Origin of the sequence: Flavobacterium sp. RHBU_3 (genome assembly GCF_046613565.1) — a bacterium.
Lineage (GTDB): Bacteria > Bacteroidota > Bacteroidia > Flavobacteriales > Flavobacteriaceae > Flavobacterium.
This window is the reverse complement of record NZ_JBKJHC010000002.1, coordinates 269,559-285,621: the sequence shown is the minus strand read 5'-3', so window position 1 is coordinate 285,621 and position 16,063 is coordinate 269,559. Positions and strand designations below refer to the sequence as shown.

Sequence of the window (16,063 nt, the reverse complement as noted above, 5' to 3'; positions counted from 1 at the left end):
ACACAAAATAATTAGATTGCTTTGTCGTGCCTCCTCGCAATAACAGCGCGTGCTAATCCTGCAACAGCACAACATAAAAAAAGCCCTTGCTTTCGCAAGGGCTTCATATATTATTCTTCCACTATAGGGTTCATTTTAAAACCTTCCATAAACTTAGTGGTGTAGTCACCCGCTACATAAGCAGGCTCATCCATAAGCTGACGGTGGAACGGAATTGTAGTTTTTATACCTTCTATGATAAACTCGTCAAGAGCGCGTTTCATTTTGCTTATGGCCTCTTCCCTTGTTTGGGCAGTGGTAATAAGCTTGGCAATCATAGAGTCGTAGTTTGGCGGAATAGTATAGCCGCTGTATACGTGGGTATCTAGCCTTACACCGTGGCCACCCGGCATGTGCAGGGTAGTGATTTTGCCCGGAGACGGACGGAAATCGTTATACGGGTCTTCAGCATTAATACGGCATTCTATAGAGTGTAGTTGCGGCAGGTAGTTTTTACCAGAGATAGGCACACCGGCTGCTACAAGTATTTGTTCGCGGATAAGATCGTAGTCTATTACCTGCTCGGTAATAGGGTGCTCTACCTGTATACGCGTGTTCATTTCCATAAAGTAGAAATTGCGGTGCTTGTCTACAAGGAACTCTACCGTACCGGCACCTTCGTAGCTAATAAATTCTGCAGCTTTAATAGCAGCAGCACCCATTTTCTCACGAAGTTCATCAGTCATAAACGGTGAAGGAGTTTCTTCAGTAAGCTTCTGGTGACGACGCTGTACAGAACAGTCGCGCTCAGAAAGGTGACATGCTTTTCCGAAAGAGTCGCCCACAACCTGAATTTCTATGTGGCGAGGCTCTTCAATAAGCTTCTCCATATACATACCGTCGTTACCGAAAGATGCACCGGCTTCCTGCTTGGCACTATCCCATGCTTTGCGCAGGTCTTCCTGTTTCCATACGGCACGCATACCTTTACCACCACCACCGGCAGTAGCTTTAAGCATTACAGGGTAGCCTACTTCTACAGCAAGTTTTTCAGCAATTTCGTATGATTCTATAATACCGTCAGAACCCGGTACACATGGTACACCGGCAGCTTTCATGGTAGCTTTGGCAGTAGCCTTATCTCCCATTTTATCAATCATTTCAGGCGATGCCCCAATGAATTTAATGCCGTGTTCTTTACAGATTTTAGAAAAACGGGCGTTTTCCGAAAGGAAACCGTAACCCGGGTGTATAGCATCGGCGTTAGTTATTTCTGCAGCCGCTATAATGTTAGATATCTTAAGGTAAGAAAGGTTACTTGGCGGCGGGCCTATACATACGGCTTCGTCGGCAAATTTTACGTGCAGGCTTTCCGCATCGGCAGTAGAGTATACCGCCACAGTTTTTATGCCCATTTCCCTACAGGTACGTATTACGCGAAGCGCAATTTCACCCCTGTTGGCTATTAGTATCTTTTTAAACATCGTCAAGAAATTTTAAATTTTATATTTTAAATTTTAAATTATTCTGAGTGCTTTTAATTCAGCATTCAAAATTTATAATTCAAAATTTCTTAAGATGGGTCTACCAGGAATAGTGGTTGGTCAAATTCTACCGGAGAGGCGTCATCTACCAATACTTTTACTATTTTACCTGATATTTCGCTTTCAATTTCGTTGAAAAGTTTCATAGCTTCAATTACACAAACTACATCACCTTTGTTTATAGTAGCTCCTACTTCTACAAAAGCAGGCTTATCTGGCGATGGTTTTCTGTAAAGGGTACCGATAATCGGCGACTTAATGGTAAGATACTTAGCAGTATCATCGGCCGGGGCAGCAGCAGGTGCGGCAGCAACAGGAGCAGGAGCAGCGGCTACAGGAGCAGCAGCTACAGGCTGCGCTACAGGGATATGCTGAACGTAAGCAGTAGTAGCTTCAGCAGCGCCTTCGGCAGTTGTTTTTATGGTGATCTTAAAATCATCCATCTCCAGTTTAACTTCGGTGGCACCGGACTTTGCCACAAACTTGATTAGGTTTTGAATTTCTCTGATATCCATACGTTCCGATTTTTATTTTATTATGTAGTTTGTTTTAGTTTTTATCGTAAGCCCATTTAAGGTAAATAGAACCCCATGTAAAGCCACCACCAAAAGCAGCAAATACTATGTTATCTCCTTTTTTAAACAGGTGTTCAAAATCAGCAAGTACAAGCGGAAGTGTAGCGCTGGTAGTATTACCGTACTTTTCTATATTCACCAGTACTTTACTGTCGTCTACACCCATGCGGTGTGCGGTAGCATCTATAATACGGCGGTTAGCCTGGTGTGCCACAAGGTAAGCTACATCATCATGGGTAAGGCTGTTCCTCTCCATAATTTTTGCACTCACATCGGCCATATTGCTTACTGCGTATTTAAACACTGTTTTACCATCCTGGTACACAAAATGCTTGCCCTGCTCTACCGTATCATGGCTTGCAGGAAGCAATGAACCACCGGCCTCTATACGAAGGAATTCACGGCCTATACCGTCGCTCCTTAGTATTTCATCCTGAAGGCCAAGACCTTCAAAGTTTGGTTCAAACAATACTGCACCGGCACCATCACCAAAGATAATGCAGGTAGCACGGTCTTTATAATCTATAATAGACGACATTTTATCTGCGCCTATAAGCAGTACTTTTTTGTAGCGGCCTGTTTCTATAAACGCTGCACAGGTACTCATACCGTACAGAAAACTAGAACATGCAGCCTGAAGATCATAACCAAAAGCATTTACAGCACCAATATTAGTAGCTACATACACTGCTGTAGCAGCCACAGGCTGATCTGGAGTGGCAGTAGCCACAATTACAGCATCTATATCTTCAGGGTTAATACCCGCCTTTTTAATAAGATCTTCAGCAGCTTTAATAGCAAGATAAGAAGTACCCTTATCTGCGTCCTTAAGTATACGCCTTTCCTTAATACCTGTACGGCTGGTTATCCATTCGTCATTGGTATCAACCATTGTTTCCAGTATCTCATTTGTAAGCCTAAAATCAGGCACGTAAGACCCCACAGCGGTTATGGCGGCTGTTATTTTACTCATAATCTTATAGTAAGTATATAAAACACCTTTCAGCCACGGCAAAGCCGCCACTGAAAAGCGGTGGAAATTACAAAATTTTTTACAAATGGGTGCTAAAAAAAGCCGCCTCAGTTAAAAACGGCCTTTTAACAAAAAAACTCCCACTAAGTGAGAGTTTTACCCTATACTTTCAGCAATTAAGCTTCTGCTACTTGCTTATCTATAACTACCTGGCCCCTGTAGTACATTTTGCCTTCATGCCAGTAAGCTCTGTGGTACAGATGCGCTTCGCCGGTTACCGGACATGTAGCAATCTGAGGTACAGCAGCTTTGTAGTGCGTCCTTCTCTTATCTCTTCTGGTTTTCGAGGTCTTTCTCTTAGGATGTGCCATTTTACAATATTATTTATTATCCGTTAATAGTTTTTTTAAGCCGTCCCACCTGGGGTCGGTATTTTTTTCTTCTTTTACCTGTTGTTGTTCTTTCGGGGCCAGTGCATCAAGCTTATCCAGCATGCCACCGCCCACGCTTCCGTCCTTTACACCCGGATGTATACGCTTTGTAGGAACAGAGAGTACAATCATTTCGTAAATATACTGAGACACATCTATCTGGTATTCACCATGAGGCAGTATCAGTATTTCATCGTTATCATTATTAAACTCCTCGCCAAACTTCACCAGCAAGAACAACTTACCTTTTACAGGCAGGTCAAAATCCTCATTGGTTATATCGCATGGCACGTTTACAAAGCCCTTGTGTTTAAAGGTAAGCTCCATCATGGTGCTTTTCTTTTCAAGGACAAGATTAACTTTTATATTGACGTTGTTGTATTCGTCAAATTGAAAGCCATCAAAGAACGTTTTATCAATATCAAACTCAAACTGGTGTTTTCCTTGCTTTAACCCCACAAACGGAATTAAAAACTCTTTGTTCAGTTTCATTTTTTGCCAGTTATTACTGTTATACTTCCTGTAACCGCGGCTTAACAGTGCCGCAACCTATTAGTAATAACAGTTTTGAGCGTGCAAAGATATAAAATTATTGCAAATCCAAAACCGTTATGAATATTTTTTTTCTTCTTGCTTTTCCCTCACTTTCAGTGGGTTCCTGCTTATTTCCCTGTATTCCTCTCTATTATGGTAAATATCAAGGGCCAGATATACAGCTTCTTTAAACGAATTATGGTCGGCTTCACCCTTACCTGCTATCTCATAGGCAGTTCCATGATCGGGCGATGTACGCACACCCGAAAGGCCTGCAGTATAGTTAACCCCATGACCAAAAGAAAGCGTTTTAAACGGTATAAGCCCCTGGTCGTGGTAGGCGGCTATTACCGCATCGTACTTCTCGTATTGCCCGGTGCCAAAGAAGCTATCAGCGCTAAATGGTCCGAAAACCAAAACACCTTCTTCAAACAGTTTTTTAAGCGCCGGCTTAATCACATCTTCATCTTCCCTGCCTATAACACCGTTATCTCCACTGTGCGGATTAAAGCCCAGCACGGCAATTTTTGGTTTATTAACACGGAAATCCTGCTTAAGGGTTTTATTAATGGTGTGCAGCTTTTTAAAGATAAGCTCCTCTGTAAGGTGAGCCGAAACCTCGTTTACCGGAACGTGGTCTGTAAGCAAGCCTACACGCAGCCCATCATTTACCATAAGCATTAGCGCATCGCCATCGAGCTCCTTATCCAGGTAATCGGTATGCCCCGGAAATTTAAACTCCTCGCTTTGTATGTTGTATTTATTTATCGGTGCTGTAACCAGCACATCAATCTGTTTATGCTTCAGCGCCTCTACAGCGGCAGTAAACGATTTTATAGCATAAGAACCCACTACATCGTCATTCTTGCCGAATTCGAGGTTTACGCCCTCTTTCCATACGTTCAGTACGTTTATCTTGCCTACAACCATCTGGTCTATTTTATCTATGCCATGAAGGTTGCACTCCAGTCCTAACGCTTTTTTAATAAAGGAAAGTATTTTTACGTTGGCAAAAATAACCGGCGTACAAAACTCCAGCATACGGGTATCTTCAAAAGTCTTCAGAAGCACCTCCGCCCCTACCCCATTAAGGTCGCCTATAGAAATACCCACAATAACATTTTCCGCCTTTTTTGCCATGATAATAGTAATGCTTAATTTTGGTGTTACAAATTTAGAAAATAAATCAGCATGTTTACAGGAATAATTGAAAGCGCTGCCACAATTAAGCACATAGTGCGCGAAGGCGACAACATACACTTTACTTTTACATCACCCATTACCCACGAACTGAAGATAGACCAAAGCCTGGCGCACGACGGCGTATGCCTTACCGTGGTAGCCATAGATGCCGACAGCTACACCGTAACCGCCATAAAGGAAACCCTGGAGAAAACCAACCTGCGTAGCTGGGACACCGGCACACAGGTAAACCTGGAGCGCGCCATGAAGCTGGGCGACCGCCTGGATGGCCATATTGTACAAGGGCATGTAGACCAAACGGGGACTTGTGTAAACGTAGAAGAAGCAAACGGCAGCTGGTACTTTACCTTTGAGTACGACCCGGCCAAGAGCAACATAACTATAGAGAAAGGCTCTATAACCGTAAATGGGGTCAGCCTTACGGTGGTAAACTCTAAAGAACATTCATTTAGTGTAGCGATAATACCATATACGTATGAACATACCAACTTTAAGCACTTTACAGTAGGCACCACCGTAAACCTGGAGTTTGATGTGGTGGGCAAGTATGTAGCACGGCTACACGGTTTAAGAAAATAAAAAAAGGGCTTTAGAATATGTTTCTAAAGCCCTTTTTAATTAGTCCATTGAGACGACCACATAATCGAAATCAGGGTCTTTGGAAAGTTCTTTAATAACCTGGCTCACCTTGGTCTTAAAAAAACCACCCCATTTATAAGAATAGATAAATACCAAAGTTTTTTTATCCTTACTCACATTAAGCCTGCTTAAAACCCCAACGGTATCACTCTTAGAAACAGTAACATCGTCCAACTGAGACGGGATTTTCCTGTATAAATTTACAATCTGCCCAGTACAGCTTTTGATTTCAATTTGGTTACCACTAACAAAATTATCCTCGAATACTATTCCGAAATACAAACTGAGCTTATCAGCTATAACATCGGTACGGAACATATCCACGTCATCTTTTCCCAGCAAATAGAATTTCTCTTTTGGGATTCCGGAACTCTTTTCAGCAAAATTTAAATAATCATCTTTAGAAGAAAAAGACATTTTTCTATTTGCACCAAAATACGTCTCCTGAACAGAACAACCTGAACAAACCAGTAAAACAAGGACACCACAAACAGCACTTGTAATTTTAGCACACATACGAGCCGATATCATTGTAAATCGTGAAAACATATAAAGTAGTTGAATTGGTTTAAAAACAACAAAGGCTGCCCGAGGACAGCCTTTGTTTATTATTCGATTAATTATCGTTTTAAAGAGAAGTGAGACTTAAACTCTCTGCGAACACCCAGTGCATCCGGATATTCTACAGTGAACCAGTAGTCATCTGCCGGAAGCGGGTTACCGTTGTAGGTACCATCCCATCCGTCGCTATCAGGGCTTAGCTGTTTGATTAGCTTACCGTAGCGGTCGAAGATAAAGATTTGCGTATCTGTATTCTGCAGACCCACTATGTTCCAGTAGTCGTTAAATCCGTCACCGTTAGGTGTAAAGAAGTTAGGGTAGTCTATTACACTTACTCCGTCTATAGCAACCATATCACATGGATTGTCGGTTTTAACATCGCGAATCCATACTGTGAACGAACCTGTAGGCATGTTCTCAAATACGTTAGAGTTTTGCCATGGGCCTATCGGATCTTCACCTTCAGGAGAAATGGTGTATTGATATTCACCATAACCTTCTACAAGAACCACAACTGTTTGCTCATCTGAGAACGCGTTGCTTACAGTATAACCGTTACCTATCAGGCTGGCAGGGCCAGATTGTATTACCTCAAACTGAGCTGACGGATTGCTTACACAAGCCAGAGCCGTATCGCTGGTGGCAATTACAGTATACATACCCGGAGCTACCGCATTATAGAAGTTCTCAGTTGGGTCTGTAGTTACATCTGCACCATCAAGGTACCATGTAAATGTATAACCGGTAGACGGTACACCACTGTTTAGTACAAGTGGGCCATCTGTAGGCTGGTTAGTATCAAAGTCCATACAAAGCGTTTGACTACCATCAGCAGTACTGATTACCGGCTCAGCAAGAAGCTCTACCTGTACATCGAAGCTGGTTACATCGTAGCAACGGCTTAGTGTGCCTTCGTTTGTAACACGTATCCACAGTGTTTGTGGATTAGTGGTGTTAGTAAATGCTGTTGGTGCATTAAGGTCGCCTATGTATTCAGCAGCAGTAGTATCACCATCTATAGCAGCAGCCTGAGTGGTGTAGTACTGTACGCTGTAGTTAGGTGTTTGTGAACCAAGCGCCTCAGTACCCGCAGGTGTAAGGTCGAATATGGTAAAGCCATCGTTAACACCGTCATAGTCGCACATTGTAAGCGGGTTGTTAGCACCGGTTACAGGGTTAGCTATAGCAGCAAGCTCGGCATACAGATCCATCTGGGCTATAAGCTCACAATCTGTGGTGTTATTAACAATTTTCACCCAAATTACCTGGTGACCTGCCGTAGTATTAGTATACACATGAGGCAGTGCTGTACCGTTGGCAATATCAGCGTATGTAGCATAGAACCTGATGTCATAATTTGTCGGTGTTTCACCGGCCGCAGTAAGCAGGTTATTGATGAAATCCATCAGGTAGAACGTTTCGAAACCTGTTGTAGGCGAGTTACAGATAGCATAGTATGGCGTATGCGTAGGGTCTGCAGGGTCATAAACCGGAGGCAGCGAATCTACGTGTAGCGGTAGCGTTACTTCTTCGGCACAGCCAGGAGAACCCGGTTGTGTATCAGTACGTGTTACCACAACTATTACTGTATCATCCCAAGGCGTTACGTTGCTGTAAGCAGCAGGGTTAGTTATAGGCGTACCTGCAAGCACATCGGCAGCGGTAGCGTAGTACTGTACTACAGACTGTGTATCGCCATCAAGGATATCAGCAGCAGCTTCAGTAAGGTCGAATACTTCTATACCATCACCAATGGTTACAGCATCACATAGCACAAGTGCATCTGGTGTTGTATCAGGTGTAGGGCGAGGCGTAACTACTATAGTAATGTTTTCCTTGCTCTTACATCCTTCCGGTGTAAGCACCAGTATGTATAGCGTTTGTGGGTTAGAGATGTTTGTATACTGGGTAGGATCTACAATCCAGTTAATATTAGCATCCCTATCAGCCTGAGTTACAAAGAACCTAACTTCGTTACCTTCACCTATACCGGTTGGGGTAAGTATATCATCGTTCCTTATAGTAAGGTCAAACGTTGTTACGTTGTCATTCGGCAGTGCCTCATCACATAAGATAATGTTAGCCGGATGTGCAAGGGTTTGAGGCTGGTTTATTTTCAGCTCAAAGCTTGTAACAATATAACACTCAGTAGCAGGGTTTTCAATCCTTACCCATATTACCTGGTTGTTAGCGCCATAGTAAGCTGTAGGAACAATAATCCTTGGCGAACCGTTTTGTGCATTAGCCTGGCTTGTAAAGTAATGTATAGTATACGTACCAGGTGCAACACCAAGCTGTGTTTCTATTACAGCATCCTGAACTGTAAGATCAAATATCATATGATCATCTGTACCATTGCTGTCAAGGTCGTCACACTGGGTAAGATCTTGCAGTATCACCGTTGCAGGAGCAGGATCTACTACCAGGTTAATGGTATATACGTTAGACCTACAGCCGGTAATGGTATTAGTAGCTACCACATACAAAGTTTGGTTATACTGTACGTTGTTCTGGAAGTTAGCCGTGTTAGCTATAGCGCTGAAGTTGTTTATAGCAGACACGTAAGTATAGTAGAACTGTACTGTCATGTTTACACCACCGTCTATCATCTGCGTAGCAATCTCATTCAGGTCGAAGTTACCGTAGCCAGTAGCGTTAGTACTACAAACTGTAAGGTCATCAACTGTAGGCTGGGTAAGTATTGGTAGTGGTTCTACCCTTATATCCAGCAGCACTATGCGGTAACAGCCGGTAACAGCATTTGTTACCCTTACAAATATTGGCTGTACACCCGGCGTAGTATTTTCATACTCGGTAGGGTTAGTTATAGCACCTGTATTTGCTTCAGCATCGGCAAGTGTAGTATGGAAGGTAACATCCAAGCCAAACACACCACCTGTAATTTCATTTATTTTAGAAGTAAGATCAAACTCCTCTACTTCATCGCCAAAGTCGTTAACATCACACAGCGTAAGCGGCGTAGGGTTTGTAACAACCGGCTTAGGATTAACAATAAGGTTTAGAGCAACCACATCATAACATCCGGTAGCGTTAATAGTTACTTTAACATACACAGTTGTAGTAGCGGTGTTGTATGTAGCCGGAGTACCTATTATAGCACTGTTATTCTGAAGATCGGCTAATGTAGGATAGAACGTTACTGTATGTAACGCAGGATCCATAGTACCCAGTACTGTAGGAATGTACGTTGTAAGATCAAACACACCTATACCGTCTGTATCATCAGCACCATTATCACACACCTCATAATCATCAAGAGGGTCTGTAGCTATAGGCCTTGGGTAAACAATAAGATTTAGAGGCACTACAGTGTAACAAGAAGATGCAAGTGTAGAGTAAAGCCTTATGTATACCGTTTGGTTAAAGTCGTTTACGTTCTGATAATTTGTAATATCAGCAATAGCATTCACACCAAAATCAGCATCAGCCATTGTTTCGTGTACCGTAGCAGCCACGTTCTGCTGTGTACCTATAGCTTCTGCAACAGAGGCGGTAAGGTTAAACAAGCCGTTTTCACCTGCATCGTCAGTAGAACATGTTGTAAGATCGACAGGAATTATTCCTACAGGCCTTGCCACTACTTTAATATTGAACTGCTCTTCGTCAGTACAGTCCGGTGTAGTGTTAGTATGATCCCACACGTATAAATCATAATCACCCGGAGTCAGCACTTCACCTACAAGGTGCTCTACCTGACCACCTGTGTTAGGACCCCCAGGAAGTTCAAAGTACCTTGCAGTTGCAGGAACCGGAGTAGGCAATGTATAATCGTCACAAGACACCACATCAGCAGGATCCGGAACATCAATAGTGTTTATGGTAAGGAAGAACGTGTGTTCGTCGCTACATATGTTGTTAGTACCTGTTTGCGCATAGATATATACCTGTTGCGAAGCAGTAATAGTAAGATCTGTTATTTGGTTAACACCTCCAGGGCTGCTGTAGTAGTTACCTACTGCAAGTGCAGGAAGCGTATGAGAGAAACAGTCAGAGAAATCAGCCTGAGTATCATCTACAACAGGAGTTTGGTTAATTACGATATCTATCTGCGCTTCGTCTTCACAGTTAACCCTTCCAAGTAGCCTTGCATAAAGGTAAACAGTAGTATTTGAAGTAATCACAGTAGTATCTGGTATTTCCACCTGCCCGGCAACATCCGGACCACCAGGAAGCTGGTAGTAGTGTTGGGCAAAAGTATCGTCACCTTCATCGATATCCGGAAGATCGTACGAATCACACTCTTCTACATAACCCCAAGGATAATCTGCCATTATATCACTGTAAACGCTATCTACCTGAATAGAGTAAACTATTACATTATAGCTGGTTTCCATGAAACAATCAGGGTTACCTGCAGCTGCCGAATAGATGTATATGTTAGTACCATCAGGTGCGTTAGGACCAAGTGTCGCAGGAGCCAATTGCTGACCCGGCACGTTAGGACCACCACTTAGAAGGTAATAGTTGTATCCGGCAGGAAGTGGACTAAATTGATATAAATCACAAATCTCTACATCCGAAAGCGCTATTGTATTAGGAGTTGTTGTAATGTTTACGTTAAAGCTGGCTTCGGCCACACAGTTAGGGAAAGTAGCGGTATCTGCATACACATATATATCTTGTGTTGTAGTAATTATATCACCAGCTTGTAGCATTTGCCCACCACCAGAAGCACCACCCGGTAGTGTGTAGTAGTTACCTACACTTAGCGCAGGCAGTACATACATATCACATAGTACTACGTCGCTTACAGCATCAAGTACCGGTGTTTCGTTTATAGTTACCTCAAAATAAGTATCCTGAGTACACGCAGCTGCAGAATCTACAAAGAAGTAAATTTGATGTGTATGGTTTCCATCTGTATCAGTAGCATAAGTTCCTGTGTAAGAAGACTGGTTTGAAACCGATGTTCCTGCAGGTATTTCTATACCTCCACCAGAAGCACCTCCCGCACTTGTATAGTAGTGCTGACCGGCAGGAAGCGCAGGAAGCACATAGCTATCACAAGAAGAAAGGCTTTGAGGAGGCTCAGGATTTACTATTATCTGTAGCTGGTTCTCAGAGGTACAGTTTGGAGTACCTCCCGTGGCAGCATAAATATAAAGTATTGTAGACTGATATACCACCTGACCAGGGAACATTTGGTTTCCTGTACCTCCGGAACCTGTAAAGTATCCGCCGTTTTGTAGCGCCGGAAGTACTACCGAAGAACACTCAGCAATCACACCAAAGTCATCAATAACAGGAGGAGCAACAGTTGTTACTGTAAACGAATCTTCAGCATAACATGTTGGCGTTACATTAGTAAGTGCTCCATAAGTATATATCGTAGAATCAGTAGTAATAACCGTACCAGGAGCTAATGAAGTACCTCCACCCGAAGGTCCACCCGGTAGTGTATAATATGCATAAGAAACGGTTGACGATGAAGGTAAATCAGGAAGTGTATACCCTACGTTAGAACACACAACCTGGTCTTCAATATTAGGTACCGAAACCTGGTTTATTGTTATTGTAAAGTCACTCTCAGCACTACAGCCCGGGTTAGAGTTGTATATATACATTGTCATACCCGACGTAATAACATCATTAGCAAAGTACTGATTATTAGTACCACCCGGACCCGCAAAATAATTACCGTTAGTAAGGGCCGGCAGCACATACTGGTTACAGGCCGTTACATCTGGAAGACTGTCTACAAGAGGTGTATTAGTAATGGTTACTGTAAAGGCGTCGTCATTAGTACAGTTAGCACCGGAAGTTACAGGTATATACCTGTATATGGTTTGTGTACTGGTTATAACAGTTCCGGCAGGTATAACACTACCAGTGCCGTTTGCAGCAGTACGATAAGAACCTATAGAAAGTGCCGGAAGTGTATAGCTACCACAAGCAGTTACGTTTTGTGGTGTATCTGCACTGTTTATAATAGTTACAGTAAAAGGATCTTCACTATAACATGTTGTAGAACCGGTTGTAGTACTTACATAAGCATACACAACCTGAGTAGAAGTAATAGCAGTGCCCGCAGCAATAGAACCTACACCATTAGGACTTGAGTAGTATCCACCTGCAGATATAGATGGCAGCGTATAGCTATTACAAGCTACAACATCATTATAGGTAGCACCTAAAGATGGAATTGGCACTATTGTAATAGTAAACGGAGTATCAGCCGTACAAGAAGTAGAACCACTTGTTAGCGTAGCATAAACGTATAATGTTTGTGTACTGGTAATTACATCACCTGCAAACTTCTGAACGTTACCTGCAGTAGCAGGACCACCAGCCATAGTATAATAGTTACCCACCGCAAGTGACGGAAGTGTGTAACTACCACATGCTGTTTGGTTACCTGGAGTTTGGGCATTAGCTCCCAAAACAGTTATCGTAAACTGCCTTGCACGGCGGCACCCATACTGGTTTGCTGGAGTTATTGCAAACAAAGTCATTGTTGAAGTTATAACATCTCCAGGCATGTACTGTGGAGTTCCCGAACCATTTGAAGAAGTATAATAACCATCAATTGTGTATCCTGCAGGAGCAGCAGGCAAAGTATAACTGTTACATACCGTTACATTTGAATAAACCGGTAAATCAGGTGAAGGGTATATAACCACCTCAAAAACATCCTCACTGGTACAACCTGTAATGTCATCAGCATAATAAATATAAACTGTTTGTGTAGTACTAAGGTAGGTTCCGTTTGCAATTTGTCCTCCGGTACCTCCTGAACCATGATAATAGGCACCTACAGAAGGAGCAGGAAGGAAGTATACTCCACAACCTGCAAAATCCGACCTCGGTACCACCTGCGGTGCTATATACACATCAAAACTGGTTTCAGCATAACAACTTCCATCCGGATGTTGGTTATATATGTATATAGTCTGGCTGGTAGTAATGTTACCTGTTAGTTGGGTACCACCTCCTGAAGGGCCACCTGACGCAGTCCAGTAAGAACCGCCACCCGGAAGTGCAGGAAGGGTATAAGGACCTGTACACAATGTTACATCAGCCTGATTCGGAACCGTAATAAGGGTTACAGTAAAAGAGCTTGTATTTGTACATGTAGCCGCAGTAGGTATATAGAAGTAAATTACATGCGAATTATTACCGTCCGGGTCTGTAGCAGCAGCATATGCATAAGTACTGCTTACAACAGTACCTCCCGGTATTTCTACACCGCCACCGTTAGCTGCAGTACGGTACTGCTGACCTGCAGGAAGCGTAGGTAATGTGTAGCTGTTACACGCAGTAACAGAAGAAGGCGTTACAGCACCGGTAAGTACTGTAACCACAAAATCACTTTGGTTACTACAGCCGCTAGCATTAGTATTATAAATATAAATAGTTTGCGAAGTAGTAACTACATAACCCACAGGAAGTGGAGTATTACCACCTGAGGCGCTGTAATACGTTCCGTTCGCTACAGCAGGAAGTGTATAGCTGCCACACACCTGAATATCGTTCATTTCTGTAACAGCCGGAAGCGGGTTTACCTGTATGGTAAACGAACTCACAGCATAACAAGTGGTGTTAAACGAACTCTGCACCCTTGCATATATTGTTTGCGTAGGCGATGAAGTTGTAGTAACACTGCTATAGCCTGTAGGGCTTGTTATAGGGTTAGTACCCGCATTAGCATCAGCAAGCGAAGTATAATAAATAACACTATACTGGCTTGCAGACTGCGAACCTAAAACGGTAGCAGTTTGTGCAGTAAGGTTAAACACAGCAGTACCCGCACCAGCCGTAGTTTCACACGCCTGAAGTGTAGAAGCAGTGTTAGCAACCGGCGGCGTTACGGGCACCAGGTTAAATGGAACAACCGAGTAACAAGTACTTGTTGTACTTTTTACACGAGCATATATAATTGTAGTAGCTGTGCTGGTTGTATTATAAATAGGGTTAACTGGGTTAGTACCCGCATCAGCATCTGCCTGAGATGTATGGTAAGACACAGTAGCAGTAGCTCCATTTAAAAGAGTCGTTGTATTAGTACTTAAGTTATAGGTATACTGCCCACCCGAACCAGGACAAGAATACAGGTCTGTAGGAGTACCCGGCGAAAGCGGAGCCTCAAACTCAAGGGTTACCTGCTCTGAAGTAACACAACTGGTAGTAGGATTAGTAATTGTAAGCGTATATGTACCCGCCTGAGTAGCAGTATATGATGCGCCTGTACCCACGGTAGAACCACCTAAAGTCCAGTTAAAAGTAAAATCAGCCGGATTCAGCTGAGTGTTTATTGTATATGAGCCACCCTGACAAAGCGCAGTGTTTGTTGCAGCAACCATGTTTTGACCCATAACAAGCTGACCTAGATTAAGACCTCCGGCAGGTAAAAACACAGCCGAATTATAGCGTCCGTCTGTAGGTGCAGGGTTAATAGGGTTAGCATTACCGTCGTCTGCAACAACAATTTTAAGGTGGTAAGTAGTACCCGGCACAAGTGTATAAGTAGCCGTCATCAGTACAGTTTGCCCCTCAAAGTTTGTAGCCGCAGTAGACGAGTTACCACCACCGTTAAACGTACCGAAGTACGCAGGGTTTTGGCTGCTACATGCAGTATTGTAAGAGTTATTACGAATGGTAGCCACCGAAACCGGGCTACCGTCTGGTAGTGTAGCTATGTTAGTATACGTACCTCCTACCGGCTTAATAAGTATTGCCATACCGTCTTTTGAATTACACTGGTACTGGCCATACTCTTCCGATGCAAAAAGGTACGGTATTGAAAGTGTACTGGTTACAGCCGTGAAATCAAACTCCAGAACAGTAGCATTCATTGAGTTGATACCACCAATACTTGCAAAAGCAGTTTGAAGATCAGCATCTCCTAACCATGTTTGCGAAGCAACACTGTTATCTGTTGATACACTGGTGTTTGGACCTGAAGCAGTAAGAGCATCTCCCGACACAAGCACCACACCGGCACTCATAGGAAACGCACTGTTACTGTTTGTAAAGGAACCAATACTGTTTCCCTGAGCATAGTTATAGGTACTAAGCCCGGTAGATTTGGTAATATTCGCTGTCTGTACAAGACAGCTATTATTTACCAAAACGTTGTTTACCAACTGGGTGGCGTTAGCGTTACCGTAAGCGGTCGTACTTACAACAACGCCTTGTGAAAACCCTGCTAAACAGCACAACAGGGCAATCAGAACGAGTAGATTTTTTCTCATAAAACTTCCAACTAATACTAGCAATCCAATAATTTTTCGGGGTCGTATTTAACGCTCTATAATACAAGCGCTTAATACGGGCAGGCAAATATAAAATATTTGTTTATCGTCAAAACTTATTTTTCAACAAATTTCCTATAAATCCTGTATTATTTCTACCTTTAAAAAAAAGAAGCCTATTTAACAAAAAAGACACATAAATATCACTGTTATTTAAAACTTCTTTCAATTTTCTCAGCATATCTGTAAGGACTGCCTTTTTCTCCTGAACGCAAAAATACACGAATTTTTTATTTATCCCAGTATTCACGCGATTTTAATCGATACTTAAACAATTTACTCTACGAACACCCTACCTCTTTAACTTTTGTTGAACTATTTCTTAATATTCGAATGCTTATTTTTGTAAAAA

The 16,063-nt window shown here is 42.7% G+C and carries 9 protein-coding genes; 1 reads left to right on the top strand and 8 read right to left on the bottom strand.

The window, feature by feature from the left end:
• Window positions 1–110: 110 nt before the first annotated feature.
• The 6 genes from accC to pdxA all read right to left on the bottom strand — a co-directional run bounded on the left by accC (window position 111) and on the right by pdxA (window position 5,176).
• Complete coding sequence (gene accC, locus ACLI1A_RS03585; RefSeq protein ID WP_411406162.1) at window positions 111–1,463, bottom strand: acetyl-CoA carboxylase biotin carboxylase subunit; 1,353 nt, start codon at window positions 1,461–1,463, stop codon at window positions 111–113.
• 89 nt (window positions 1,464–1,552) lie between these two features.
• A complete protein-coding gene (gene accB / locus ACLI1A_RS03580; protein ID WP_411406160.1) occupies window positions 1,553–2,038 on the bottom strand; it encodes an acetyl-CoA carboxylase biotin carboxyl carrier protein in 486 nt (161 codons plus the stop codon).
• Window positions 2,039–2,072: 34 nt separating this feature from the next.
• Window positions 2,073–3,071: a beta-ketoacyl-ACP synthase III gene (locus tag ACLI1A_RS03575; RefSeq protein ID WP_411406158.1), complete on the bottom strand. Its 999-nt coding sequence runs from the start codon at window positions 3,069–3,071 to the stop codon at window positions 2,073–2,075.
• Window positions 3,072–3,247: 176 nt separating this feature from the next.
• Window positions 3,248–3,442: a 50S ribosomal protein L32 gene (gene rpmF, locus ACLI1A_RS03570; protein ID WP_411406156.1), complete on the bottom strand. Its 195-nt coding sequence runs from the start codon at window positions 3,440–3,442 to the stop codon at window positions 3,248–3,250.
• A 9-nt stretch (window positions 3,443–3,451) separates the two neighbouring features.
• Entirely contained in the window at window positions 3,452–3,994 is a 543-nt protein-coding gene (locus ACLI1A_RS03565; RefSeq protein WP_411406154.1) for a YceD family protein, read from the bottom strand.
• Window positions 3,995–4,111: 117 nt separating this feature from the next.
• Window positions 4,112–5,176: a 4-hydroxythreonine-4-phosphate dehydrogenase PdxA gene (pdxA, locus tag ACLI1A_RS03560; RefSeq protein WP_411406152.1), complete on the bottom strand. Its 1,065-nt coding sequence runs from the start codon at window positions 5,174–5,176 to the stop codon at window positions 4,112–4,114.
• Window positions 5,177–5,227: 51 nt separating this feature from the next.
• Here pdxA and ACLI1A_RS03555 point away from each other — a divergent pair, with 51 nt between their 5' ends.
• On the top strand, window positions 5,228–5,818 hold the full coding sequence (locus ACLI1A_RS03555; RefSeq protein WP_411406150.1) for a riboflavin synthase: 591 nt from the start codon (window positions 5,228–5,230) through the stop codon (window positions 5,816–5,818).
• Between the two features lie 39 nt (window positions 5,819–5,857).
• On the opposite strand, the gene ACLI1A_RS03550 is transcribed toward ACLI1A_RS03555, so the two are convergent.
• Together ACLI1A_RS03550 and ACLI1A_RS03545 are read right to left on the bottom strand one after the other, a co-directional pair.
• On the bottom strand, window positions 5,858–6,427 hold the full coding sequence (locus ACLI1A_RS03550) for a hypothetical protein (protein ID WP_411406148.1): 570 nt from the start codon (window positions 6,425–6,427) through the stop codon (window positions 5,858–5,860).
• A 71-nt stretch (window positions 6,428–6,498) separates the two neighbouring features.
• Window positions 6,499–15,651 carry a choice-of-anchor L domain-containing protein gene (locus tag ACLI1A_RS03545; RefSeq protein WP_411406146.1) on the bottom strand — a complete coding sequence of 3,051 codons (9,153 nt, stop codon included), beginning with the start codon at window positions 15,649–15,651 and terminating at the stop codon, window positions 6,499–6,501.
• Window positions 15,652–16,063: the final 412 nt, after the last annotated feature.

Excerpts from the sequence above, each read along its gene's own strand:
- accC (WP_411406162.1), bottom strand. The coding sequence starts at position 1,463 with ATGTTTAAAAAGATACTAATAGCCAACAGGGGTGAAATTGCGCTTCGC.
- accB (WP_411406160.1), bottom strand. The coding sequence starts at position 2,038 with ATGGATATCAGAGAAATTCAAAACCTAATCAAGTTTGTGGCAAAGTCC.
- ACLI1A_RS03575 (WP_411406158.1), bottom strand. The coding sequence starts at position 3,071 with ATGAGTAAAATAACAGCCGCCATAACCGCTGTGGGGTCTTACGTGCCT.
- rpmF (WP_411406156.1), bottom strand. The coding sequence starts at position 3,442 with ATGGCACATCCTAAGAGAAAGACCTCGAAAACCAGAAGAGATAAGAGA.
- ACLI1A_RS03565 (WP_411406154.1), bottom strand. The coding sequence starts at position 3,994 with ATGAAACTGAACAAAGAGTTTTTAATTCCGTTTGTGGGGTTAAAGCAA.
- pdxA (WP_411406152.1), bottom strand. The coding sequence starts at position 5,176 with ATGGCAAAAAAGGCGGAAAATGTTATTGTGGGTATTTCTATAGGCGAC.
- ACLI1A_RS03555 (WP_411406150.1), top strand. The coding sequence starts at position 5,228 with ATGTTTACAGGAATAATTGAAAGCGCTGCCACAATTAAGCACATAGTG.
- ACLI1A_RS03550 (WP_411406148.1), bottom strand. The coding sequence starts at position 6,427 with ATGTTTTCACGATTTACAATGATATCGGCTCGTATGTGTGCTAAAATT.
- ACLI1A_RS03545 (WP_411406146.1), bottom strand. The coding sequence starts at position 15,651 with ATGAGAAAAAATCTACTCGTTCTGATTGCCCTGTTGTGCTGTTTAGCA.